Raw genomic sequence first — 25,758 nt, 5'->3', positions numbered from 1 at the left:
TGGCCTAAAATATTACCTTTAAAATCTGTATAAATTTCCATCATATTGTTTGTTCTAAATTTATAGCCATTTATTTTTTTATCTACTTCTACAATAGCTGCATTTGGTTGTACTGCTTGTACTTTTGCAATAATTTCTTTTGGGATAAATCCTGTTGGAATGCTTTTGTATTTACCATCAACTTCTTTCCAGTCTCCATTGATGATAAAGTCAATTTCAGTCCCATCGACTAAATTTACTTCATAAGAATCTACATCTTGTTTTACATAACCTACATTTACACCTTTAAAATGAGTGTTTAAAAACTCTTGAGCTTTTTGAGGTAGAGCATTTGGACTTACAACCATATCTGCAAACATAGAACTTGCACAAACTAAACTAGCTAACATTAATTTTATTTTCATTTTTTCTCCTTTAAATAAAAGTAAAAAATGATATTAACTGCTTGTGAAATTTATGTGAATTTAATTTTTAAAACCAACTATTTTATTTTTATCAAATGAAGATTCTATTTCTTTTTCTATTGTATGTAAAAAATCACTCATTTTAAAAACACCATCCTTAGAAATAGCTGCTTTCAAAGCTGTATTTTTAACTACCATAGCAATTTGAGCTCCACTTAGCTCATACAAAGCAAGGTTTTTTAAATCAAAATTATCATCAAATTTAGCATTTTTAGGTAAAGCTTTTTGCCATATCATCAAGCGTTGTTCGTAATTTGGCTTTTTAAATTCTATTTTATACTCAAATCTTCTTGAAAAAGCCACATCTAAACTTTCTAAAAAATTAGTCGTAGCTATGATAACTCCGCTAAAACGCTCAATTTGTTCTAGAAAAATATTTTGCATTTGATTGTGCATTTTATCAGCACCGCCACTACTTTCTACCCTAGTACTTAAAAATTGATCAGCTTCATTTAAAAGCAAAATAGGACTTTGTTTGCTTGTTTGACAAAGCTCTTTATAAGTATCAAAAATTTTTCTTACATTTTGCTCGCTCTCGCCCACATATTTGCTTAAAATTTTAGAACAATCAAAACTCAAAATAGATTTTTTCATAGCTTTTGCCATACTTAGCGCACTCATAGTCTTACCCGTGCCAGCAGGACCATAGAAAATTATCTTAGCTTCTATGTTTTTATTTGTTTTTATACCCCATTTATTTAATCTTTCCAAAACCTTTTTATCTTGTTGTTTTAATATACTTTCCAATAGATCTTTAGTGCTTTGGGGCATAATAACATCATCTATATTAATATTTGGCTCAATTAGCTCAAAAATATCTTGTTCTTTAACTAAATTTTGAAGTTTAATTTTTTTATTCTTCTTTGGTTCTTTAAAATTAATAATTCTTTGTAAAATATCATCACTTAAATAAAAAATCTTAGTTATATCACCCAAAGAATTAACAAATTCATCATATTCTAAAAGATTTGAACTAAGTAGCTTAGAATCTTCTTCTAGTAAGACTTTGTTTTCTTGTTTTTGAACATCATCTTCGCTAATTAAATGAAGTAAAAAATTAAAATCTCTACTATAAGAATTTTCAGTATTTAGCAAATACTCTTCTTTTAATAAACTAATAAATATCAAACATTCTTTATCGTTTAAAGCATACTCTTTAAAAATATCTGCCAAAACATTAGAAATTTTACTCTTTTTTAAACGCTCTTTAATATATGCTTCAAATATAGCTATATCTTTTTTAATATTCTTACTTTGAGAGCTTTTAGCAAAAAAACGCAATCTTTGATATAGCTCGATTTTAAAAAATTCATCTTTTAAATATGCAATATGATCTTCATAAATTTGATCTTGCATAAAATCTTGTATAGTTTTATTTTCTAAAATTTGTAAAAAAACCTCACTTAAACTTAACTCGCATTGTAACAAATTTAAAAATAAACTTGAGTTTTTACTCGATTTAAAATCAGAAAAAATTTGAATAATAAAACCTTTTTCTATAAGATTTTTAAGATCTTTTAAATGATCTAAATACTCATATTCATCATTTTTAAAAACTTCACTAAGAAGATTATAGGCATTAATGCTTACATTTGCTTGTAAATAATTTTTACACAAATGCTTTAAAATTAAAATTTCATCTTCACTGCATTGTAAGTTTTTATAAATATTGCTTTTAAAAGTATCATTAAGAAAAAGTTTTAAATCTTTCATATTTTCCTTTATATTGATTTTATGCTAAATTTAATTTTAGATTTTTTGTCACTAAAACTCATATTTTTATCACAAACCTCATAAAAAATATCATAATTTTTGCTTATAATATTTTGAGTAAAACCACAAGAAGTGATTTGCTTATTTTTCCCATAAAAAATAGGTTTTTTGTAAATTAAATCTTGCAAAAAATCATCATAATATTCATTATTAAAAAATCTTTTATTAAAAAAAGTTTTTGCATAACATACACCATTAATGCAAATTTTATCCATGATTTTTAACTCAAGTAAAGCCTTAGAGGCACTATAAAGTTCTAAACTTGTAAAATTTTTTCCCTCATATAAAAAGCCATAATCAGCAAATCTAAATTGAGGGGTTTTTAAAACAATATAAGCACTTTGTGATTGTGTTTTACTTTTTAAAGCACAAGAGCTTAAAAAAACACACACAAAACACAAAAAAACTATTTGAAGTAACTTTATCATTTAAGGTTTTTAAAACTAAGATTAAGTTCTAAATTGAGCTCTTTTACTATTTTCATCACGCTTTGTAAATCATCAATTTGCTTACCAACTACGCGAATTTCATTGCCTCTAATACTTGAAGTTACCTTTAGCTTACTATCTTTTATAGCTTTATTAATCTTCTTAGCACTATCAGCATCAATAGCATCATTAACTTTTAAATTCAATCTAAAATTTGCTCCACTCTCCCTGTTTAACTCTTTAATACCATTAGGGTTAATCCCTCTTTTGATAAGTTTTGAAATAACAATATCTTTTAGCACTTCAATTTTTGCTTCACTTGAACAAGTAAGCTTATAAATACTTTCTTTTTCATTTAGCTCTATTTCACTTTTAATGCCTTTTAAATCATATCTGCTATCAAGCTCTTTTTTAGCTTGCTCTAAAGCATTTTTTAGCTCTTGTTTGTCAATTTCCCCACTAATGTCAAAACTATGTTCATTTGCCATTTTCTATAAACTCCTTAAGACTATTAAATACGATTTGGACTAAATTTTGTATGGATTCTTCACTAGCCCATGCAACATGTGGAGTGATAATTAAATTTTCTTTATTTTTTATATTAAGCAAAGGATGATTTTCAACCATAGGTTCTATTTCAAGTACATCAAGCCCTACTCTAATATTTTTTTCATCCATAATTTGAGCTAAATCTACTTCATTAATAATCCCACCACGACCTACATTAATTAAAATGGCCTCATCTTTTAAAAGCATTAATTCTTTCTTGCTTAATAAATTTTTTGTTTTTTCATTTAAAGGTGCATGGATACTTATCACATCAGAAGTTTTTAAAAGCTCTTCAAGGCTTACTTTCTCATATGTATCATCATTATTAACCCCTGAGGTAGAATAATAACAAACATTTGCTCCAAATATTTGCGAAGCCTTAGCTACCTCTTTACCTATAACTCCAAGCCCTATAATACCATGTTTTTTTCCTGTTAGAGTATGTAAAGTTCTACTAAAATCAGTGAATATTGGGCTTTTTACCCAAAGCCCTTGTTTGGTCCATCCATCATAATATGGGATTTGATTTAAAAAAGCAAAAAGTAAAGCAAATGTATGACTTAAAACACTTTTGGTAGAATACCCAGCTGCATTTTTTACTATTATACCTTTAGAATTTGCATAAGCTACATCTATATTATTTACCCCTGTGCCAAGCTGCAAAATGAGCTTTAAATTGGTGTTATCTATAACTTCTTGATCAATGATGACTTTATTTATCATCACAACTTGTGCATCAGATATTCTTGAGATAACCTCATCTTTAGATGTAAGTTCATAACTTATAAATTCCCCAATACTTTCAAAAGCTGTTAAATCAGCTCCACCTAAAGTAGCAGCATCTAAACATACTATTTTCATTTTTTATCCTTTAACAATGTGCCCTACAAATTTAGAATAATTATCAAGCACCAAACCACCTTTTCTAAAACCTAAACCACAACCCTCATAAGCAAAGAAAACTCCTGCTTGATAATAATCATTTTCATTTTGATTAAACTCAGCAAATTCTTGATACACAAAACGATTGTTTTGATAATCTCCACTTGTTTCAAAACTTATATCTCCATTAGCTTCTATAATAGAAACATTTGCTCCTTCTCTACCAAAAACAGGCTTTTTAACACATTTTTTACCCACTAAAGGCTCATCGCTTGTTTCAAGTAATAAAGGATGATTTGGATAAAGCTCCCATAAAATTTTCATTATGCCCTTGCTTTGAAAAAGTAAAGTATAAGCAGGATTTAAAATAATTGCTTTTTGATTTTGCATAATTTGAGTTAAGAGCATAGCAAGTTCACCCTCTTCTATAGCTATACTTTCCCAAGGAATGAGTTTGAAAAAATACTCAAAATTTACATCATTTTTAAAAATTCCTTCGGGTGAAAATTCTACCTCATCAATATAAGAAAATTCACTCTCAAAACCAGCTTCACTAGCAATGTGTGCTAAAAGTTTTGTTGTAATCATATCCTCATCACTACCTGCAATTGAAGAAAACAATATTTTCCAACCTTCATAATATTTTTCAAATTCACTTACATCTTCTTCTAAGGTTATAAGTCTTTTAAAATTATCTCTTAAAGCTTCATATATATTATTAAATTGCGAGCTTTCATCTAGGTTGTTTTGCTTTAAAATAGCCCATTGCAAAATAGCACTTTCAAATAAAGATGTTGGAGTATCAGCATTAAATTCTATTAGTTTTATAGGCTTACCATCAAGCCCACCTGCTAAGTCAAACCTACCATATAAATGCCAATGTACATCATTTTCCCAACTCATCTTAATCGCATCAACCAAATTAAAAGGAATTCCAAGCTCGTCAAAACGATCATTATCAATCACTTCTTGTGCAGCAGCTACAAACATATCATAAAGCTCATTAACTGCTTCGTAGTATGCATTTGCTTCATCTTCCCTTACACAAACTAAATTAGAATCTAAATAATCACTTCCATCATTATCCGTATGCCATGAAAAACCTATTTGCTCTAAATAAGATTTTTCTAAAGGATTTACTTTTAAAAAATTCATTTTTTCACCTTTTAAGAGCCAAAAGAATTTGTAGAACTTGAAGTAGCTTTAGAGCCACCACCAAAAAAGCCTGATTTTTTTGCATTTGATCCTGAAGTAGCACTTGTACTTGCTTTATTAAAGCTATTTACACTTCTTTGATAAGCACTTTGATTTGAAAATGCTCCTCTTTGTTGATTTGCAAAATTTTGATTGTTAAAAAGCTTTGAACCTATCCAACTTCCCAAAATAGCTCCAGCTGCACTCGCAAGCAATGTCTCGCCTAAAGAAAGCCCCCCGCTACTCATTTGGGCATTGTTTGGATTTGTTAAATTTGAAGTACCATTGTCTATTTTAGCGGCTTCTTCTTGGATTAATTTATCCATTTCTTCTTTGCTTAAAACCCTTTCAGTTCCATCAAGTTGTTTTAAGACTACCCTAGTTTCATCACTTGGAAATTGATCTTTGATTTTGTATTGATTTGGAGCGGTTTCTTCAATAATAACAAAGGCCCCTTGAGTATTTGCCGCTTGACTTAAAGCGTTATTGCTAGAATCATTTGTATTATTACTACATGCACTTAAAGCACCTGCACTAATTGCAGCAATACCACTTATCATACTAAGTTTGAGTATAGTTTTAATATGTTTCATAATCTTTCCTATAAAAAATTTATAAATTTAACTTAATAAGATTTTAACAAAAAAAGTATTAATAAAAATTAATTGTTTTAGTTTATCATAGTCATTAAATTACTACTTAAAATAAACACAGCAAAAGCAAAAAATATAAAAGCACTTAGATAATCAATAAGTTTTAAATTCTTTTGATAAATTCTTACCATAAATGGTTTAGAAAATAATAAAGAAATCAAAGAAAAATAAATTATAGTTTCTAAAATCAAAACAAATATCAAGACTATCAGCATCCATCGCATTTGTGTAAAATCAAAACTTGCAAAAACACTAGCGAAATAAAAAATTGCTTTAGGATTAGATAAATTTGTAATCATTCCACTTAAAAATGCAGATATATAAGTTTTTTGAACTTTAATTTTGTCATTTTTTGTATTCTTGTAAATCTTAAAAGATAAATACAAAAGATAAAATGCTCCAAAACTTGATAGTATAATTTGTAAAAATGGGAATTTATGAAAAACGACATTTAATCCGAGTATAGAAAGTATAATCCATATACTAACAGCTAAACTTACTCCCAAGCTTGCCTTTAAAGCACTTTTAACCCCTTCTCTTAATGCATATGAACTTACTAAGAAAAAATCAGGTCCTGGTAAAATAAGTCCGAAAAAATGAATAATTATAATCCAAAAAAACATAAATATTTTAACGAAGAAAGCCGATTTCTCGGCTTTTTGGTATTAGAGTCTTGACTCGTAGCGTCTAAGCATATAAAGTCTTTTAAGCATTTTTTTGCGTGCTGAAATTTTTTGTTTTTTGCGAATTTCAGTCATAGGCTCAAAAAATCTTCTAGCGCGAACTTCAGTAACAACTAGATTTCTATCTACTTGCTTTTTGAATTTTCTATACGCTTCGTCAAAAGACTCATTAGGATGTACCTTGATTCCTGGCACGACCCTCACCACCTTTCTTTAAATAAATTTTAAAATAAAGATTATATCATAATTTTCTTGAAAAGAAAACTTATTTTTGTAATAATTATATAAATAAAAATTAAATATAAATTATTAATTAAGACAAAGTTTGATTTAATTTTTCTAATACTACAATATAAAGAAATATTTCTAAGGAAAATAAAATGAATGCTCACATCACAAACTATACTAAAAAAAGATATATAGCTTATATCATTTCTATGATTATTTTTATAGCACTACCTTTTATAAAAATAAATGGAAATCATTTCTTTTTATTAAGCTTTGATCATAAAAAACTTAATTTATTTTTTATCGCTTTTGATACTCAAGAGCTGTATTTAATGCCTTTTGTTATCATGGGTATGTTTTTAACTATACTTTTTGTTACTACTTTAGCAGGAAGAATTTGGTGTGCTTGGAGCTGTCCTCAAACTATTGCTAGAGTTATTTATAGAGATCTTTTACAAACAAAAATCTTTAAAATTCATAAAAGCACAGCAAATAAACAAAAGCAAGTCAGTGGATTTTTCGTCAAAAAAGCTTTAAGTATTGTGATTTTTTATCTTTTTTCATTGTTAATGATGAGTGCATTTTTATGGTATTTTGTACCACCTGAAGATTTTTTTACATACATTCAAAATCCTGCTGATCATTTATTGCTTTTAGGGATTTTATTTTGTGCTTCTTTGGCTTTTACTTTTGATATAGTATATTTGAGTGAAAAATTTTGTGTTTATGTATGTCCTTATGCAAGAATTCAATCTGTAATGTTTGATAATAACACCGTTCAAGTAATATATGATGATAAAAGAGGAGGTGTGATTTATGATGGACATACCAAACTTTATCAAAAGCCACCACAAGGTGAATGTATAGGATGTGAAGCCTGTGTAAAAATTTGTCCTACACATATAGATATACGCCAAGGAATGCAACTTGAGTGTATTAATTGTCTTGAATGTGCCGATGCTTGTTCAAAAGTTCAAGCCAAATTTAATCGTCCTAGCTTAATTAATTGGACTAGTGCAAAAGCTATTGAAACAAGGGAAAAAGTAAAATATTTTAGATTTAGAACTATTGGATATTTAGTTGTTTTGTGTGGTGTTTTTGTGGCTTTAGTTTTAATGGGAAGTAAAAAAGAAAATATGCTTTTAAATATCAACCGCTCTAGCGAGCTTTATCAAATCAGAAAAACCCATGATGGAGAATTAATTATTAGTAATGCTTATGTATTTTTATTTCAAAACACCGATAATAAAACTCATGAGTATTATTTTGATGTGAAATTACAAGGCATTGAAGATGGCTTAGAAATCATTAGACCTAAAAAATCTTTTAAACTAAAAGCTGGCGAAAAAGATAAACATATAGTTGTTTTAAAAGCTACTAAAAAACTAGCCGATAATGATAGAAAAGACACTGTAATACCATTAACCATCAAAGCCTATGCACTTGATGATAAAAATATTGTCATATTACGCGAGAGTAATTTTGTATATCCTAAAAATTCTATCATAGAGCATAAAAAATACTAAAATGAAAAAAAGAATTTCTTCAAAATCTCAAGCAAGGCTTGAAAAAATCAAACAAATCGCTGCGGAGTCATTTTTAAAAAATGGCTACGAAGCAACTAATCTTAAAGATATTATCAAACAAGCTGGTGGATCTTTTTCTTGCGTATATGAGCATTTTAAAAGTAAAGAAGGTTTATTTGAAGCGGTTTTAAATGATTTTGCAGAAAATCATTTTTTAGCTATTTTGAAAAAAAATATGCGACTTTCACCTGATGCTAATTTAGAAGAATTCTTATATCAATTTGCAAAAGCTTATTTAGGGATTTTTAACGATACTAAAACTATAGCTATAGTAAGACTTTTATATTCTGAAATTTATAATGAAAAATTTGATTTTGGAAAATGGTTTAAAGGAAGCAATAGAAAAGAAGTAGAATATGTTCTTCGAAAAAGATTTGAAGAAGAAAATGAAATTTTAGCTCAAAATGCTGAATTTTTAAGTTATACTTTTTGCGCTATGCTTAGAGGGACATTTTTTATACAAAGCACTTTTGAAAATAAAGTTTCAATGAATAAAAAAGAACAACAAAGCCACGCAAAAAAAATCGTAAAGCTTTTTACTCAAGGTCTTGTTAATTTTAATTAACTAAAGATTGATAAAATAGTATTTATTAATTTTGTAATATAAATTACTTTTTATTTAGCTAAATAAATAACTTAAGGAAACAAATGAAAACAAAACTTTTAACTCTAGCTTGCGCTTCTCTTATCTTTATAGCATGTTCAGATGATAAGAATGCACAAGTTAAACAACTCCCTCCTCAACCTGTTAGTATTATGACTATGCAAAGTGCTAATTTACCTTTAGAATTTACTTATCCTGCGAGATTAAGTACTGAATTAGATGTAGTAGTCAAACCTAAAGTAAGCGGTGAAATCAAAGCAAAATACTTCAAAAGTGGTCAAGCTGTAAAAAAAGGCGATAAGCTTTTTCTTATAGAACCTGACAAATACCAAGCAAGTGTAAATATGGCTTATGGAGAAGCTTTGGTAGCAAGAGCTAATTTTGATGATGCTGAAAAAAATTTTAAAAGAGATAGTATTTTAATAGAAAAAAATGCTATTTCGCAAAAAGAATTTGATGCAAGTTTAGCTAAATTTAACTCCACAAAAGCTAATCTAGAAAGCGCTAGAGCAAAACTTGCTAATGCAAGATTAGACTTAAAATACACCATAGTAAGTGCTCCTTTTGATGGAATTTTAGGTGATGCATTAATGGATGTGGGTGATTATGTAAATGCTTCATCTACTGAACTTGTACGCATTACAAACATTAACCCAATTTTTGCAGATTTTTATATTTCTGATGTAGATAAAATCAATATGAATAAAAATATTCAAAGCGGCAATTGGAAATTAGAAAATATCCAAGTACAAGCTAATGTTGGTGGAGAACTTTTCAATGGAAAATTATATTTCGTAGATAGCGTTATAGATACTCATAGTGGTGGAGTAAAAGCAAAGGCTATTTTTGATAACAACAATTCAAACTTAATGCCTGGCTCTTTTGCAAATGTTCATGTTGGTGGTTTTGTTCAAAAAGATGGTTTTGAAATTCCTCAAGTTGCGCTTTTGCAAGATGATAGTGCTACTTATGTTTATACCCTTGTAGATGGAAAAGTAGTTAAAACTATTGTTAATGTTATTTATCAAACTTCTGATAAAGCAATTATTGATAAGGGCTTAAAAAATGGGGATAAAGTGATTTTAAATAACTTCAAAAAAATCCGTCCTGGTGCAAGTGTTAGCGTAATGGAGAATAAATAATGTTTTCTAAATTCTTTATAGAAAGACCTGTATTTGCTTCTGTTGTAGCTATTATCATTTCTTTAGCAGGTATTATAGGACTTTATTCTTTACCCGTGGAGCAATATCCTTCCTTAACTCCACCCGTTGTTAAGGTAAGTGCAACTTACTCAGGAGCTGATGCTCAAACGGTGGCTCAAACGGTGGCTATTCCTCTTGAAGATGCAATCAATGGGGTTGAAAATATGATTTATATGGATTCAACTTCAAGCTCTTCAGGAGATATGAGCTTAAGTGTATATTTTAATATAGGTACAGATCCTGACCAAGCAACAGTTGATGTTAATAATAGAATTTCAGCTGCTATGGCAAAACTACCTGAAGATGTTAAAAAAACTGGCGTTAGTGTAAGAAAAACCGGTTCAAGTATATTAGAAGTTGCTACTTTATATTCTCCTGATGGCTCTATGGATTCACTCGAAGTGTATAATTATGCTGCATTAAATATTTTAGATGATCTTGCTAGGGTTCCTGGTGTGGGTAATGCCGTAGCTATTGGTGCAAGAAATTATTCTATGAGAATTTGGCTTAATCCTGATTTGTTAAACAAATATCAAGTTACTGCAACTGATGTTATTGCTGCAGTTAGCGAGCAAAATGCTCAATATGCTACTGGTAAGATAGGTCAAGAACCTGTGGTGGAAAGATCTCCTTATGTGTATTCAGTAACTATGCAAGGAAGATTAAAAAATACTAAAGAATTTGAAGATATTATCATAAGAGCAAATAGTGATGGCTCTTTTTTAAGACTTAAAGATGTAGCCGAAGTTTCTTTAGGATCAAGAGAATATACTTTTAAAGGTAGATTAAACGGAAATGACGCTACTCCTATTTTGATTTTCTTACAAACCGGAGCAAATGCTGTAAATACAGCAGAATTAGTGCAGAAAAAATTTGAAGAACTTTCTAAAAATTTCCCTGAAGGATTAACTTATAAAGTGCCTTATGATACAACTATATTTATTAAAGCTTCCATTAAAGAAGTGGTAAAAACTTTCTTTGAAGCATTAATTTTAGTTGTAATTGTAATGTATTTGTTCTTAAAAAATTTCCGCTCAACTATTATACCAATGATTGCTGTTCCTGTTTCTATTTTGGGAACTTTTGCAGGATTATATGTCTTAGGTTTTAGTATCAATCTACTTACGCTTTTTGCCTTAGTATTGGCTATTGGTATTGTTGTTGATGATGCAATTATAGTAGTTGAAAATATCGATAGAATTATGCATGAAGATCCAAATATAAGCATAAAAGAAGCAGCTATTAAAGCTATGGATGAAGTTGCTGCACCTGTTGTTTCTATAGTTCTTGTACTTTGTGCGGTTTTCATACCCGTTTCATTTATATCAGGTTTTGTAGGAGAAATCCAAAAACAATTTGCCATAACCTTAGCAATATCTGTTACTATATCAGGCTTTGTAGCTTTAACACTAACTCCTTCTTTATGTGCAATTTTTTTAAGAAGAAATGAAGGTGAACCTTTTTACTTTGTGAAAAAATTTAATGATATTTTTGATTGGTCTACCGAAGTTTTTGGCGCTGGTGTGGCTTATATACTTAAAAGAACAGTGCGTTTTATGTTAATTTTTGTAATCTTTTTGGGTGGTTTATATGGACTTTTCAAACTTGTTCCAAATTCACTTGTTCCAAATGAAGATCAAGGAAACTTTTTAACTATTGTCAATCTACCCGCAGCATCTTCGCTTAATAGAACTACTCAATCAATGGATGCTATGGCAGAAGAAATCCGCAAAAATGAGAATGTAACTAATGTGGTAGGACTTATAGGCTATGATCTTTTTACAGGTTCTTTAAAAGAAAATTCTGGAGCAATGTTTGTTAATTTGAAAAATTGGGATGATAGAGATATTAGTAGTTTTGATTTAGTTGGATCTTATAACAAACAATACTTCTTAAATCCAAATTTTCAAACTTTCTTTGTTAATCCACCACCAATCCAAGGTTTAAGCTTAACTGGTGGTTTTGAGATGTATGCACAAAATCGTAGCGGAAAAAGTTATGATCAAATTCAAATTGATGTAAATAAATTAGTTGAAGCAGCAAACAAGCGTCCCGAACTTCACAATGTAAGAACAACGCTTGATACTAATTTTCCGCAATTAAAACTAGAAATTGATCGCGATAAAGTAAAACTTTATGGTTTAAATTTAGCTGATGTATTTAGCACTCTAAATGCCACCATAGGAACTTATTATGTAAATGATTTTTCTATGCTTGGAAAAAATTATCGTGTAAATATAAGCGCAATTGGAGATTTTAGAAATACTCAAAATGCTTTAAAAAACATCTTTGTTAGATCAAAAGATGGTTCTATGATAGCTCTAGATAGCGTTTTAACATTACAAAGAAGTGTTGGTCCTGATGATGTAAAACGCTTTAATATGTTTCCATCGGCTTTAGTGCAAGGTGATCCTGCTCCTGGCTATACTTCAGGACAAGCCATTGATGCAATTGCACAAGTGGCAAAAGAAACTTTAGGAGAGGATTATTCTATTGCTTGGTCAGGTTCAGCTTATCAAGAAGTTACAAGTAGCGGTGCTGGACAAATAGCATTTATGCTAGGACTATTATTTGTATTTTTAATTCTAGCAGCACAATATGAAAGATGGCTCATGCCTTTAGCAGTAATTACGGCTGTGCCTTTTGCAGTATTTGGTTCTTTGCTTTTTGTATGGCTTAGAGGATTAGAAAATGATATATATTTTCAAACAGGACTTTTACTTTTAATAGGCCTTTCTGCTAAAAATGCCATTTTGATTGTTGAATTTGCTATGGAAGAGCATCTTAAAAAAGGAAAGAGTATTTTTGAAGCTTCTATTAGTGCAGCAAAATTGAGATTTAGACCTATTGTAATGACTTCATTGGCATTTATTTGTGGTATTTTACCGCTTTTCTTTGCATATGGAGCAGGAAGCGCAAGCCGCCATGCGATAGGTACAGGTATTATAGGTGGTATGATAGCAGCTTCTACTATAGCCATTTTCTTTGTACCTTTATTTTTCTATTTACTAGAAAGTTTTAATAAATGGCTTGATAAAAAAAGAGGTAAAATCAATGCGTAAGTTAATAATTTTTGCAAGTTGTTTTTTAATAACAGCTTGCAGTTTAAAACCAAATTTAGAAATTAAAGATGTAAATTACACTAAAAGCTTAGATCAAAACATTAGCATTAACAAACAATGGTGGAAAGCTTTTGATGATAATTATTTAAACACCTTAGTCGATCAAGCTTTAAAAAACAATAACGACTTGCAAATTGCATATATGAATTTACAAAAAGCTTATGAAGCTTTAGGTATAGCAAGAAGCGATCTACTTCCTAAACTAGATGGAAGTGCTAGCGGAGCAAGAGCAAAAACTAGTATCAATGCTCCAAGCAACAAAAGTAATGAATTTGTCTATGGCAATGATTTTAATATGGGTTTAAATTTAAGTTATGAAGTAGATTTATGGGGTAAATACAGAGATACTTATAATGCTTCAAAAGCAAAATTACAAGCTAGTGAGTTTGACTATGAAAGTGCAAGATTAAGCTTAATTTCTAATGTAGTAAAAACTTATTTTAATCTAGCAAGCTTAAGTGAGCAAGTAAAAATTTTAGAAGAAACAACCCAAAGTTATCAAAAAACTTATGAGTTAAAATTAGAGCATTTTAAACTTGGAGTAATTAGTGAGTATGAGCTTAACAAATTTAAAGCTGAACTTGAAAATTCAAGAGTTTTACTCACAAATGCTAAAATTCAAAAAGAAGCTAATACCAAAGCTTTAAAAATCTTAACTTCAAATGATATTGATGATATACTTTATAATAGCATAGAGTATAAAAAAATAGGACAATACGAGCTTAGCATACCTGAAGGTATTGGTAGTGAAATTTTACTTCAAAGACCTGATATACAAGCTAGTTTAAAAATTTTAGAAGAAAAAAACTATCTTGTTGGAGTAGCCAGAACTGCATTTTTACCAAACCTTTCTTTAACAGGACTTTTGGGTTTTCAAAGTAATGATTTAGATCTTTTAGTTAAACATGGAAGTAATACTTGGAATGTAGCTGGAAATTTTGCAATGCCGATTTTTCATTGGGGTGAGATTATGAATAATGTTAATATCGCAAAACTTACCAAAGATGAAGCGTTTTTACAATATGAAAACACCTTAAAAACAGCCTTTGGAGAAATAAGACTTGCTTTATTTAACCGCCAAAGCTATTATGAAAATGAGCAAAATTATAAAAATTTATTTCTAGCTCAAAGTAAAATTTATGAAATTTCTACCTTAAGATATGAAAATGGCGTGATTAATTTAGCTGATTTTTTACAAGATCAAAGAAATTACCTAAATGCTAAACTTTCTTACACTAACTCATCTTACGAGCTTGCAAATTCCATTGTAGATGTTATGAAAGCCTTTGGTGGTGGATTTAACGCTAAAGAAGAATCAAAAGAAAATATCAAAGCTATGGAAGAAAACTTAAAAGAAAACTTTTATAACAACTAAGCCTTTAAGGCTTAGTTGTTAATGCATTTGAATTTGAATTCTTTGATTAAAATTATTATTTCCTCTATCTTTTGGGCTATTATGCTCAAAACGATAACGCATATTACCTGAAACATTAACATCTTGAAAAATTTCATCTAAAGGTGCAGAATTTGACACGCTTATAAGCCCTAATAAAAATACAAAAAATGCTATAAAAATATTTTTCATTATAAAGCCTTTGTAAAAATATGATACAATTATAGTCTTTTTAAATAACTACAAAATGAAATTTTTAGGAAAAATATGAATTTTTTACAAAACTTAGCTCTTTCTTACTCACATAAAGCCATGCAAAAATCTTTAGAGAATGGTTTTGATGTGAAACTTTTAAAAGAAGGACAAGAAAAAAAAGTTAATCCAAAAAAATCTTATATGCTCTATGCTCATATACCATTTTGCCATACTTTTTGTCCATATTGTAGTTTTCATAAGTATTATTATAGTGAAGATTTAGCAAAAAGATATTTTGAAAGCTTAAGAGAAGAAATCAAACAAATCAAAGACAAAGGATTTGATTTTACTTCTATGTATGTGGGTGGCGGCACTACTTTGATCAACGAAGAAGAACTTGCTAAAACTTTAGAACTTTGCAAAAAATTATTTAATATTAAAGAAATTTCTTGTGAGAGCGATCCTAATCATATCGAACCTAAAAAGCTAGAAATGTTTAAAGGGCTTATAGATCGTTTAAGTTGTGGTATACAAAGTTTTGATGATGATACTTTAAAAAAAGTAGCAAGGTATCATAAATTTGGCTCAAACAAAGAGCTTCAAGAAAAGCTTTCTAAAGCTATAGGCGTGCTTCCTATTATGAGTCTTGATTTGATTTTTAACTTTCCTTCTCAAACTAAAGAGCAATTACTCAATGATTTAGAAATAGCCAAAAATTTAAAACCTCAACAAATCACAACTTATCCTTTAATGAAATCAAACCTCACAAAAGATAATATCGCAAAAACTCTAGGAGTAAGTTTTAAAGATAATGAATTTGAGTTTTATAAAATCATTATAGATTTTTTCAAAGATTATGAAAGAAATAATGCATGGTCATTTTCTTTAGAAAAAAGTAGCTTTAATGATGAGTATGTAAGTAGCCATCATGAGTATTTAGGCGTGGGAAGTGGGGCTTTTAGCTTTTTAGATGGAGAGCTTTTAATCAATGCTTTTAATTTAAATGATTATTCTAAACTCATCAAAGAAAAACAAAATGCTAATATCGCTAAAGCTAATTTTAGCAGAAAAGAAATCATCAAATATGTCTTTTTAACTGAAATGTTTGCCGGTAAAATCGAGATCGATAAATTTAATAAAACCTTAGAATGCAACCTAGAAAAAGATCTTTTCATAGAACTTTTAGGTCTTAAGCTAAGCAAGGCTATAAAAAAAGAAAATAACACTTTATACACAAGTGAATTTGGGCGTTATTTGTTTATGGTATTAATGAAAGATTTTTACACCGGTATGGATTTAGTGCGTGCTGTATTTAGAGATAATAAACGCTTACAAGATAAAGAACACATTAATATCATGCAAGAAAATGTTGATCCACTTGATTTTAAAAGTATGGAGTTTAAAGGATAAAAAGCCTTTAAAGGCTTTTTACTAAAATGGTCTTACCACCATCATAATAGCAATAATTATAAATAATATCGTTGGAATTTCATTATAAGCTCTAAAAAATTTCCCACTCTTTTTGCAAGTATCATTTTGAAGTTGTTTTAAATAATAATAATTTTGCAAATGATAAATAATCAAAAGCAAAGCACAGGTTAATTTAGCATGCATAAATCCTGATCCAACCATCAAAACTTTATTTACATGCAACATCAAACTTCCACTTATTAAAGTTACTATCATCGCAGGAGTTTGGATATAAAAATACAATTTTCTTTCTTGAATTTTTACCACTTCTACAAAGCCTTTATTATCTTTATGCTCTGTATGATAGACAAAAAGTCTTGGTAAATAAAACAATCCAGCCATCCAAGAAACAAAAGCTAAATAATGCACCATTTTAATCCACAAATACCAGTCAGTTAAAAAATCTAACATTTTTCTCCTTTTTTATTAAAAATTTCTTTTATTAAAATCAAAGCTACACTAATGTTTATCATCACATCAGCTAAATTAAACACAGCAAATTCAAACCACTTATGCCAAAATACAAAATCCACCACACCTATATGCACAAAACGATCAAGTAAATTTGAACACCCAGCAGATAGCATAATAGCAAAAGCGATCGAATGTGTTTTAAAAAATTCTTTTTGATAAAGCAAATACACAAACAAAGCCAAAATAAAAACAAGTTGTATGTATTTTAAATACTCTCCTAAAAATGCAAACATTGAAAAGGCTACACCAGTATTATAGGTTAAAACTAAATCAAAAAATTCACCCCTATACTCAAGCCCTTGCAAAAACAAATACTTACTTACTTGATCTAGTATAAAAACTAAAGCAAAAACAAGCCAAAATTTTAAAGATAAAATTTTAAGCATTCAATGCTTTCATAAAAAAGCTTTCAACAGCTTTCATTTCTTTTTCTAAAAGCTTAATATCTTTTGCTTCAAGTAATAAGCGTATTAAATTTTCTGTACCTGAATACCTAAACAAACTAGCAATTCCTTTTTTTTCTAAATCTTTTTTCAACTCTTCTAAGCCTGCAAGCTTACTTAAGTCTTTTTTCTCTGAAATTTTAAGATTATGCAAAAGCTGTGGGTAAGGTTTAACTTGATTTAAAATTTCACTTGCACTTTTTGCTTCACTTAGCATTAAAGCACTAAATTGTAAAGCAGCTACCAAACCATCTCCAGTTTTTGCATAGTCACTAAAGATAATATGCCCACTCTGCTCACCACCAAAATTTCCACCGCATTCTTTGAGTTTTTCAAGTACATATTTATCGCCTACATTGCAAGTTTCATGTGTGATTTTATGTTTAGTTAAAAACTCTTTTAAAGCACCATTGCTCATTATAGTGCTAACTACACTTGATTTTAACTTGCCTTGTTTTTTCAAAAATAAAGCTAAAACACCCAAAAGACTATCTCCATGAGCTACTTCGCCTTTTTCATCTACAACAACCAAACGATCCGCATCCCCATCAAAAGCAAAACCCACATCTGCTCTAAATTTTTTTACTTCTAAAGCTAAATTTAAAGGATGTAAAGCCCCGCAATTTTCATTGATATTTAAACCATTTGGCTTATCATTGATCACAATCACATCTGCACCAAGTTCTTTAAAAACCGTAGGTGCTACCTTATAAGAAGCTCCATGAGCCACATCTAACACAACGCGTAAAGACTTTAAAGTCAGCTCTTTAGGAAAAGAATTTTTTATAGAAACAATATATCTTCCTATCACATCATCAATTCTTTTTGCTTGACCAATTTGTGATTTTGTTGTTCTTGCCTCTTCTATGAGTTTATCATTAAAATAAATTTCTTCTATTTTCGCTTCTGCTTGCTCATCAAGTTTATTTCCGTGTGCATCAAAAAATTTAATGCCATTATCATAGTAAGGATTGTGTGAAGCTGATATCATAATCCCTGCATCACAACGCATATCTTCAGTTAAAAACGCAATAGCAGGTGTTGGCATAGGGCCTATTTCTATAACATTATAACCTATAGAAGTAAGTCCTGAAACGATAGCATTTTCTATCATATAACCACTTCTTCTTGTATCTTTTCCTACTAAGATATTGTTTGTAAGGGCTTTGTCTTTAAAATAAATTCCAGCAGCCATAGCCAAACGCATTGCTAAAAATGAATCCAAAAACTCCCCCGCTTTACCGCGTACTCCATCTGTTCCAAAAAGTTTCATTTTTTTACCTTTATTTAAAATAATGCAATTATAGAAAAAAAAGTTAAGTAATGTATAAATATAAAAATTTTATAATACTCAGTTTTTTTAAAATACTTACCAAAATTAAAAATCAAAATTTATTTTTTAAGGAAAATTATGAAAAAAATTATTGCAGGAATCGTCCTTTTAACAACACTTGTTGTTTTATTTTTCATTTCAACTTCTTATGTTAGCTCTGTCAATGAAAAAATTTTTAATCACATAAGCAAAAGCACAGATTATTATGAAGTTAAAGATGTCAATTTTACTAAAAACTTTTTAGATTCTAAAGGAAGCTTTAAAATTTCATTCAATGATTTTTATATTTTTACAATTAATATTGATTTTTCAAATATTTTCTTTGTAAGTAATAATGCAAAAATTTCTATTATCAATGAAAATGAAGATATGAATGATTTATTTACAAACAAAGAAATTATGAAAATATTTGTTAATGTCAAAGCAAATGATAAAATAGCTATCAATGCTAAAATTAACGATATTAACACTACTAAAGATAATAAAACATTATTAGTTAAAAATTTTGATATAAATATCGATCTTAAAGAAGAATTTGTAAAAGAAATCCAATTAAATCTAAATCATTTTTTATTTGAGGATGATTATAATAAAATGGAATTGAAAAATGTTAAAATAGCTGAACTTCCTTTTGAAAATTTAAAACTCGAAGATATTTTCACTCCTGCACGCACTGGTGAGCAAAAAATCGACATAGAATTGATTGATTTAAAAGATGCAATAGTTAGCAAATTAAAGGCTAATGCAAAAACTCTTACAAATGCAAATAATGAATACGATGGCGCATTGAAATTTAGCATGGATAAATTCTCTCTACCTTCTAACAATCTTTCATTAGATAATATTAATATGGATATGAAATTGGTTAATATCTCTAAAAAAGCTTATGATCAATACCTAAAATCAGATGGAAATATTTTTTCACTAATGGTTTTATCAAATCAATTTTTACAAAGCAATCCAGAAATTTTCTTAAATGATTTTTCATTCTCAAAAGAAGAAAAGAAATTTCAAACAAAAGCTCAAGCTATAATCAAAGATAACAACATAAAAGCTCAAGCAAATATTAACTCTGAACTTCTTCCAAGCCAAATCATTCCTGAATTTAATAATTTTGATATGTATTTTGTAGATAACAATGGAAGTTATACGCTAGATTTTAGCTATGATGATAGTAACAAAAGTGATGTCAAAGCTATCCTTAATGGAGAAGAATTTAATCCAAACCTATAATGACAAATTTAAGCTTAACTTTTCGTCCTAAAACTTTAGATGAGGTTTTAGGACAAGAAAATTTAGTAGAAATTTTTAAAAAATTCATACAAGTTTCAAAACTCCCTCATAGTGTATTTTTTGGTCCAGCAGGTTGCGGGAAGACTTCTTTTGCAAGAGCAATAGCGTATGAGTATAAACTTGATTTTTATGAGTTTGATGGAGGGAATTTTAAACTTGAAGAGCTTAGAAAAATACTAAGTAATTATGAAAATTCTTTATATAAACCTTTGATATTTATTGATGAGGTACATAGGCTTTCAAAAACCCAGCAAGAAATGCTTTTAATCCCTTTGGAAAATCAAAAATGCCTTTTCATAGGCGCAAGCACTGAAAACCCTTACTTTACTTTAACTTCAGGCATAAGAAGCAGAAGTATGCTTTTTGAATTTAAAGGTTTAGAGTATAAAGACTTAGAAAAACTTGCCACAAAAGTGCAAGAAAAACTCCAATGTAAAATCGATGATGATGCTAAAGACTTTTTAATCACTTCTAGTGCAAATGATGCAAGAAGCTTTTTAAATTTATGTGAGTTTGCTTTGACTTTAGATAGCACTCATATCACACTTGAAACTTTAAAAAAATTAAGAGCAAATGTTTTAAGCGATGGCACTTCAAGTAAAGACACACACTATAGACTAGCTAGTTCTATGATAAAAAGTTTAAGAGGAAGTGATGTGGATGCGAGTTTGTATTATCTTGCGAGGTTGATTGATGGGGGTGAAAGTGCAGATTTCATCGCTAGAAGATTAGTGATATTTGCAAGTGAAGATATCTCAAATGCAAACCCACAAGCACTTAATCTAACCACAAGCACACTCATAGCAGTAAAAAACATAGGCTATCCTGAAGCTAGGATCATCTTAGCTCAATGTGTGGTATTTTTAGCAAGTTCGCCTAAGTCAAACTCAAGCTATCTTGCTATAAATGAAGCGCTAAATTATGTGCAAAACAACCCTGCATTAAAAATACTTCCTTATCTTGATAATAACAACCCACAAAGAAAAAACTACCTTTACCCACATGATTTTGGAGGATGGGTTAAGCAAAGATATCTAGAAAAAGATTTGAAATTTTATCATAGCAAAGGTATAGGTTTTGAAGCACAGCTAGATTTATGGTTAAATGATATGAAAAAAATTAAAAAGTGATTTTAAGCACAATGTAAAAATATTTTTATATAATTTTTATTTTTTTAAGGTTCCGTAGCTCAGTTGGTAGAGCACCACCTTGACATGGTGGTGGTCGTTGGTTCAAGTCCAATCGGAGCCACCATTTTTTATTTCTTTCGATCAATTCACTACATATACTTTAACAAATTCGTAAATTCTTGGATTTCTTTTTCTTGATCTAAAATGATTTTTTTCGCTATATCGGTGATAGTTTTGTCTTTAGAGTAAAATAAAATTTGTTTTGAAGCATCTACCGCACCTTGATGATGTGCTATCATCGCTTCTAGAAAGTCTTTATTGATGTTTTTGCTTTCTTTAACCGAACTCATTAAAATCATCATTTTTTGCATTAACTCTTTTTCTTCTTGAACGAATTTTTTATAAGTTTCTTCATCAATTTGAGTTTTTGTATAAAGATTTTTATCTAGAATTTCTTGAAATTCTTGGATTTCTTTTTCTTGAGCTTTTATGATATTTTGAGCGATTTTTTTCATCTCTTCACTTTTAGTATGTTCTAATAAAAGCTTAGATGAGTCAATAGCACCTTGGTGATGTGGAATCATATTAGCTAAAAAATCTCTTTCTATGTCATTGCTTTGTACTAAAGGATTTTTCATCATAGGTTCATGCATACTCATCATGATTTGTGATGAAATACTTCCAGAAGCTCCATGATGAGCATGATGAGAATTTGCAGCAAATAAAGTACTTGCTAAAACTAAACTTGAAACTATAGTTTTAATTTTCATTTTTTTCCTTTTTTTAAAATAACTTTGGAATGTTATAAAAATTATATAAACTAAAATTAACAAAGAAAAAAACATTTTTTTGTTATAATCTATAATACTAAAAAAAATAATAAGGATGTTATATGCTAAAAGAACTACTTGAAATAAAAAAAGAAATGGAACCTATAATTCATGATTGTTCAGTAAAAATTCAAGTAGCCGCAAGAGAAGTAATCGTAAGAAAAAGAGAATATGAAATCTATGGTCCTATGATAGATAGAGTATATCTTGATAATGCTATATATATAAAAGTTTTTGGTAGTGGGCGTGATACTAAAAGCACTAAAGTAGATATTAAAAATGGACTTTATATGGTTTATGTAGCACCTGATAAACCTACTAATCAAGAAATTATGAATAAACTAAAAATAGCATTTGAAAGTATAGATAATAAATTCATCTCAAGAATTTTAGAACTCAATAGAAGAATGAAAGAAGTGATTAACAAAACTCAAGCAACCCTAGCAAAAGCATCAAATATGAATGTTTTGATAGAAACAAATCTAGGCGAAGCTACCGCGGCACATAAATTTGTAATAACTATTAAATATTTAAAAGATAATCAAAAATTAGAATTAAAAAATTCAAAATCTGCAGGAAGTTTTAGAGATACCAAAAATCATATCAACCTAGTAGTAGAAAAAAATACTGATTCTGCTGTATGTGAAAAACTTCTACATGATGTTGAAATTTATTTTATAGGAAATGGAAAGTAAAATCACTTTTTTACTCTCAAATTTGCTAAATGCGTCAAAGCTACTGCGATAGCATCGGTAATATCAAGTGGCTTGATGTCTTTTGAAATTCCAAGTAATCTTTTTACCATAAAAGCTACTTGCTCTTTAGTAGCTTTTGCTTTACCTGTTACGGTTTTTTTCACTTGTAAAGGTGTATATTCTGCAAATTCTCCATGAATTTGTAAGATTTTTAAACTCAAAGCTCCACGAAATTGAGCTAGTTTTAAAACCGTTTTTGGATTATAAGCAAAAAATATATCTTCTATAGCTACCTCATCAAATTGATGATTTTTAAAGATTAAATCAAGTCCTTCACATAATTCTGTGATTTGATACTGCAAATCATTAGGTTTGATTTTGATAAGCCCTGCTTCTATGAGTTGATTTTTATTATTAATTCTTTCTACAATAGCATATCCACAATACCTAGAACCAGGATCTATCCCTAAAACTTTCAAACTTTTCACCTTTTTATTCACATAGATGTGAAATTTAAATTTTTATGTGAATAATTTTAACCATTTTTTATAAAAAATAAGCTAGAATTTTAAGTTTTACATCATAATTTATAAGAAAAATAATGAATATAAAAGATTTTTTACTTGAATTTAAAACTGAAATTAGCAATAACGAATACAATACTTACATTTCTCACTTACAATTTAGTGAAAAATTAAGTAAAAATAATATCTTAGTATTTATCGCACCAAATCATTTTTTGGCTAAATTTATACAAACAAAATATGCACAAAAACTAGCTTATTTTTATGAAGTAAAAACAGGGATTAACCCTCAAGTTAAAATCATTACAAATGATCAAAAGATAGAGAAAAAACATTTTTCTACAGATATTTCACAGATTAAATTTCAAAGTACTATTTTAAATCCTTCTTTTACTTTTGAAAGCTTTGTTGTAGGAGATTCTAATCAATTTGCCTATGCAACTTGCAAAGCCATTACCGATAAAAGCAAACTTGGAAAATTATACAACCCTATCTTTATCTATGGCCCTACAGGACTTGGAAAAACTCACTTGCTTCAAGCTGTCGGAAATGTGTGCTTGGATAATGGATATAAGGTTATTTATGCTACAAGTGATAATTTTATCAATGATTTTACCATGCATTTAAATAACAAAACTATGAGTAAATTTCATGAAAAATACAAAAATTGTGATGTCTTACTCATCGATGATGTGCAGTTTTTAGGTAAAACAGATAAAATTCAAGAGGAATTTTTCTTTACTTTTAATGAAATAAAAGAAAAATTTGGACAAATCATCATGACAAGTGATAATCCTCCAAATATGTTAAAAGGCATAACAGAACGTTTAAAAAGCCGTTTTGCAAATGGGATCATCGCAGATATCACTCCACCTCAGCTTGATACAAAAATCGCAATTATCAAGAAAAAATGCGAATTTAATGCTATTTATCTCAAACCTGAAGTCATAAGCTACATCGCTACTTCAATGGGAGATAACATCCGAGAAATTGAAGGTATGATTACAAATCTAAATGCCCAAGCAAGGCTTTTTAATCAAGAAATCACTTTAGAAATCGTTAAAAGCTTTATGAAAGATCACATTAAAGAAACAAAAGAAAATATTAGTGTTGAAGACATACTTGCTGATGTTTCAAAAAGCTATAATCTTAAATCAAATGATATAAAATCAAATAAAAAAACACAAAATATCGTTATGGCAAGAAGGGTTGTGATATATTTAGCAAGAGAGCTTACAACTATGTCTATGCCTCAACTTGCTAGATTTTTTAATATGAAAGATCACACTGCCATTTCACATAATATTAAAAAAATTCAAGAGTTAATGAGTGAAAATGAAAACCTAAAAGCCATAGTAGAAGAATTAAGAAATAAAATTTTAACAAAAATAAAAAGCACCCTGTGAATAAAAGTGAAAAATAAAAAATTTTATTCTATGAGTAAAATTTCTATAAAAAAAGGCTTTTAAAAAGCATTTCACATTTTCACATTGCTTATTATTATGATAAAATAAATTTAAAAAACAAAGGAAGTAAAAATGAAAATTAGCATTAATAAAAACACTTTAGAATCTGCCATAGTTTTAACTAACTCTTATGTAGATAAAAAAGACTCAAGCAACATCGCTTCTCACTTACTTTTTGAAGTAGTTGAAGATAAATTAATCATAAGGGCAAGTGATTATGAAATAGGTATTAACTATAAAATCAAAAAAATCAAAGTTGAAAGTGCAGGTTTTGCAACTGCTAATGCTAAAAGTATTTTAGATATCATTAAAAGTTTAAATAATGAAGATGTGGTCTTAGAAACTATAGAAAATTTCCTTTTTATTAGACAAAAAGGAACTAAATATAAACTTCCTATGTTTAATTATGAAGATTTTCCAAATTTCCCAAGCACTGAAGGAAAAGATAAATTTGATATTGATTCAAGTGATTTAAGTAGATCTTTGAAAAAAATCCTACCTGCAGTTGATACAAATAATCCAAAGTATTCTTTAAATGGTGCTTTACTTGATATAAAAACAACCCACATTAGCTTTGTAGGAACAGATACTAAACGCTTAGCGGTTTTTACACTAAATAAAACAAACGAAAAAGAATTTAATCTTTGTATCCCTAAAAAAGCTATTTTAGAAATGCAAAAAATCTTTTTTGAAAAAATTGAAATTTATTATGATGAAAATATATTGATTGCAAAAAATGACAATTTTGAGTTTTTCACAAAACTTATTAATGATAAATTCCCTGATTATGAAAGAGTAATTCCAAAAAATATTACAAAAGAATTTATTTTTAAAACAGAAGAATTTATGGACGCATTGAAAAAAATCAATGTAATTACTGAAAAAATGAAATTAAATTTCCATAAAGATAAACTTGTATTTGAAGGTATTAGTTTAGATAATATGGAAGCAAAAACTGAACTTGAAATGGAATTAAACATAGATGAAGAATTTAATCTTTGCATTAAAAATAAATTCATTACTGACTTTTTAAATTCTATTGAAAGTGAAACATTTAAACTTAGCATAAATGAACCTCATATGGCATTCTTAGTTTCAAGTGAAGAATTACAAACTGTGATAATGCCAGTTATTTTATAAGGAA

General features: G+C 28.7%; 26 protein-coding genes and 1 tRNA gene. 12 read left to right on the top strand and 15 right to left on the bottom strand.

Going from position 1 to position 25,758, the window contains the following annotated elements; all coding sequences use genetic code 11:
• The 9 genes from L8X33_RS04275 to rpsU all read right to left on the bottom strand — a co-directional run.
• On the bottom strand, positions 1-404 hold a 404-nt coding region (locus L8X33_RS04275), incomplete at its 3' end, for a PepSY-like domain-containing protein (RefSeq protein ID WP_263666513.1).
• Positions 405-464: 60 nt separating this feature from the next.
• Complete coding sequence (locus L8X33_RS04270) at positions 465-2,177, bottom strand: ATP-binding protein (protein ID WP_220566935.1); 1,713 nt, start codon at positions 2,175-2,177, stop codon at positions 465-467.
• A gap of 8 nt (positions 2,178-2,185) precedes the next feature.
• Positions 2,186-2,665, bottom strand: coding sequence for a hypothetical protein (locus L8X33_RS04265; RefSeq protein ID WP_263664535.1), 480 nt, complete (start codon positions 2,663-2,665; stop codon positions 2,186-2,188).
• Positions 2,662-3,153 carry a YajQ family cyclic di-GMP-binding protein gene (locus L8X33_RS04260; RefSeq protein ID WP_133319059.1) on the bottom strand — a complete coding sequence of 164 codons (492 nt, stop codon included), beginning with the start codon at positions 3,151-3,153 and terminating at the stop codon, positions 2,662-2,664. The genes L8X33_RS04265 and L8X33_RS04260 overlap by 4 nt, the downstream gene beginning before the upstream one ends.
• Positions 3,143-4,075, bottom strand: coding sequence for a D-2-hydroxyacid dehydrogenase (locus tag L8X33_RS04255; protein ID WP_263670032.1), 933 nt, complete (start codon positions 4,073-4,075; stop codon positions 3,143-3,145). Before L8X33_RS04255 ends, L8X33_RS04260 begins: the two co-directional genes overlap by 11 nt.
• A gap of 3 nt (positions 4,076-4,078) precedes the next feature.
• Positions 4,079-5,251 (bottom strand): glutathionylspermidine synthase family protein, encoded by a 1,173-nt coding sequence (locus L8X33_RS04250; RefSeq protein WP_258107722.1) that lies wholly within the window; start codon positions 5,249-5,251, stop codon positions 4,079-4,081.
• A gap of 11 nt (positions 5,252-5,262) precedes the next feature.
• Positions 5,263-5,883 (bottom strand): UPF0323 family lipoprotein, encoded by a 621-nt coding sequence (locus L8X33_RS04245; RefSeq protein WP_133319062.1) that lies wholly within the window; start codon positions 5,881-5,883, stop codon positions 5,263-5,265.
• A gap of 77 nt (positions 5,884-5,960) precedes the next feature.
• Entirely contained in the window at positions 5,961-6,566 is a 606-nt protein-coding gene (locus tag L8X33_RS04240) for a LysE family transporter (protein WP_263659242.1), read from the bottom strand.
• A 42-nt stretch (positions 6,567-6,608) separates the two neighbouring features.
• Positions 6,609-6,821 (bottom strand): 30S ribosomal protein S21, encoded by a 213-nt coding sequence (gene rpsU, locus L8X33_RS04235; RefSeq protein ID WP_002780697.1) that lies wholly within the window; start codon positions 6,819-6,821, stop codon positions 6,609-6,611.
• A gap of 185 nt (positions 6,822-7,006) precedes the next feature.
• On the opposite strand from rpsU, the gene ccoG reads away from it, so the two are divergent.
• From ccoG to L8X33_RS04210, 5 genes are all read left to right on the top strand, one after another.
• Positions 7,007-8,380: a cytochrome c oxidase accessory protein CcoG gene (ccoG, locus tag L8X33_RS04230; protein ID WP_263670031.1), complete on the top strand. Its 1,374-nt coding sequence runs from the start codon at positions 7,007-7,009 to the stop codon at positions 8,378-8,380.
• A 1-nt stretch (position 8,381) separates the two neighbouring features.
• On the top strand, positions 8,382-9,005 hold the full coding sequence (locus L8X33_RS04225; protein ID WP_133319065.1) for a TetR/AcrR family transcriptional regulator: 624 nt from the start codon (positions 8,382-8,384) through the stop codon (positions 9,003-9,005).
• A gap of 83 nt (positions 9,006-9,088) precedes the next feature.
• Positions 9,089-10,186, top strand: a complete 1,098-nt coding sequence (locus L8X33_RS04220) for an efflux RND transporter periplasmic adaptor subunit (protein WP_133319066.1) — start codon at positions 9,089-9,091, stop codon at positions 10,184-10,186.
• Entirely contained in the window at positions 10,186-13,308 is a 3,123-nt protein-coding gene (locus L8X33_RS04215; protein ID WP_263660428.1) for an efflux RND transporter permease subunit, read from the top strand. Before L8X33_RS04220 ends, L8X33_RS04215 begins: the two co-directional genes overlap by 1 nt.
• Positions 13,301-14,743 (top strand): efflux transporter outer membrane subunit, encoded by a 1,443-nt coding sequence (locus tag L8X33_RS04210; RefSeq protein ID WP_263670030.1) that lies wholly within the window; start codon positions 13,301-13,303, stop codon positions 14,741-14,743. The genes L8X33_RS04215 and L8X33_RS04210 overlap by 8 nt, the downstream gene beginning before the upstream one ends.
• Positions 14,744-14,761: 18 nt before the next feature.
• Here the strand turns inward: L8X33_RS04210 and L8X33_RS04205 are convergent, their stop codons facing one another.
• Positions 14,762-14,953, bottom strand: a complete 192-nt coding sequence (locus tag L8X33_RS04205; protein WP_263659238.1) for a mini-MOMP protein — start codon at positions 14,951-14,953, stop codon at positions 14,762-14,764.
• Positions 14,954-15,028: 75 nt separating this feature from the next.
• Between L8X33_RS04205 and L8X33_RS04200 the strand changes: the two genes are divergently transcribed.
• Positions 15,029-16,366, top strand: a complete 1,338-nt coding sequence (locus L8X33_RS04200) for a coproporphyrinogen III oxidase family protein (protein ID WP_263670028.1) — start codon at positions 15,029-15,031, stop codon at positions 16,364-16,366.
• Between the two features lie 21 nt (positions 16,367-16,387).
• On the opposite strand, the gene hemJ is transcribed toward L8X33_RS04200, so the two are convergent.
• Genes hemJ through glmM form a run of 3 tightly spaced genes read right to left on the bottom strand, consistent with a single transcriptional unit; the run spans position 16,388 to position 18,616 of the window.
• Positions 16,388-16,837 (bottom strand): protoporphyrinogen oxidase HemJ, encoded by a 450-nt coding sequence (gene hemJ / locus L8X33_RS04195; protein WP_039629243.1) that lies wholly within the window; start codon positions 16,835-16,837, stop codon positions 16,388-16,390.
• The gene (gene lspA / locus L8X33_RS04190; protein WP_263666504.1) at positions 16,831-17,286 is read right to left on the bottom strand and encodes a signal peptidase II; all 456 of its coding nucleotides are present in this window, start codon (positions 17,284-17,286) and stop codon (positions 16,831-16,833) included. Before lspA ends, hemJ begins: the two co-directional genes overlap by 7 nt.
• Positions 17,279-18,616 carry a phosphoglucosamine mutase gene (glmM, locus tag L8X33_RS04185; RefSeq protein ID WP_039629248.1) on the bottom strand — a complete coding sequence of 446 codons (1,338 nt, stop codon included), beginning with the start codon at positions 18,614-18,616 and terminating at the stop codon, positions 17,279-17,281. The genes lspA and glmM overlap by 8 nt, the downstream gene beginning before the upstream one ends.
• Positions 18,617-18,754: 138 nt before the next feature.
• Here glmM and L8X33_RS04180 point away from each other — a divergent pair, with 138 nt between their 5' ends.
• From L8X33_RS04180 to L8X33_RS04170, 3 genes are all read left to right on the top strand, one after another.
• Positions 18,755-19,909 carry a YdgA family protein gene (locus L8X33_RS04180; protein WP_263666503.1) on the top strand — a complete coding sequence of 385 codons (1,155 nt, stop codon included), beginning with the start codon at positions 18,755-18,757 and terminating at the stop codon, positions 19,907-19,909.
• A complete protein-coding gene (locus tag L8X33_RS04175) occupies positions 19,909-21,099 on the top strand; it encodes a replication-associated recombination protein A (protein WP_263666502.1) in 1,191 nt (396 codons plus the stop codon). Before L8X33_RS04180 ends, L8X33_RS04175 begins: the two co-directional genes overlap by 1 nt.
• A 48-nt stretch (positions 21,100-21,147) precedes the next feature.
• Positions 21,148-21,223 (top strand) — tRNA-Val (locus L8X33_RS04170).
• Between the two features lie 25 nt (positions 21,224-21,248).
• Here L8X33_RS04170 and L8X33_RS04165 read toward each other — a convergent pair.
• Positions 21,249-21,869 (bottom strand): DUF305 domain-containing protein, encoded by a 621-nt coding sequence (locus L8X33_RS04165; protein ID WP_133319078.1) that lies wholly within the window; start codon positions 21,867-21,869, stop codon positions 21,249-21,251.
• Between the two features lie 122 nt (positions 21,870-21,991).
• Between L8X33_RS04165 and L8X33_RS04160 the strand changes: the two genes are divergently transcribed.
• The gene (locus L8X33_RS04160; RefSeq protein ID WP_133319079.1) at positions 21,992-22,624 is read left to right on the top strand and encodes a hypothetical protein; all 633 of its coding nucleotides are present in this window, start codon (positions 21,992-21,994) and stop codon (positions 22,622-22,624) included.
• Positions 22,625-22,626: 2 nt separating this feature from the next.
• Here L8X33_RS04160 and ruvC read toward each other — a convergent pair whose 3' ends face one another.
• Positions 22,627-23,103 (bottom strand): crossover junction endodeoxyribonuclease RuvC, encoded by a 477-nt coding sequence (gene ruvC / locus L8X33_RS04155; protein WP_039627288.1) that lies wholly within the window; start codon positions 23,101-23,103, stop codon positions 22,627-22,629.
• 122 nt (positions 23,104-23,225) lie between these two features.
• Between ruvC and dnaA the strand changes: the two genes are divergently transcribed.
• Together dnaA and dnaN are read left to right on the top strand one after the other, a co-directional pair.
• Positions 23,226-24,554 carry a chromosomal replication initiator protein DnaA gene (gene dnaA / locus L8X33_RS04150; RefSeq protein ID WP_133319081.1) on the top strand — a complete coding sequence of 443 codons (1,329 nt, stop codon included), beginning with the start codon at positions 23,226-23,228 and terminating at the stop codon, positions 24,552-24,554.
• Between the two features lie 132 nt (positions 24,555-24,686).
• Positions 24,687-25,754 (top strand): DNA polymerase III subunit beta, encoded by a 1,068-nt coding sequence (gene dnaN / locus L8X33_RS04145; protein WP_039617031.1) that lies wholly within the window; start codon positions 24,687-24,689, stop codon positions 25,752-25,754.
• Positions 25,755-25,758: the final 4 nt, after the last annotated feature.

It is taken from the genome of Campylobacter sp. CNRCH_2014_2849 (assembly GCF_025772845.1).
Taxonomy (GTDB): Bacteria; Campylobacterota; Campylobacteria; order Campylobacterales; family Campylobacteraceae; genus Campylobacter_D; species Campylobacter_D lari_D.
Note: the sequence above shows the minus strand (reverse complement) of the source record. Positions and strands in the feature narration are given on the sequence as shown.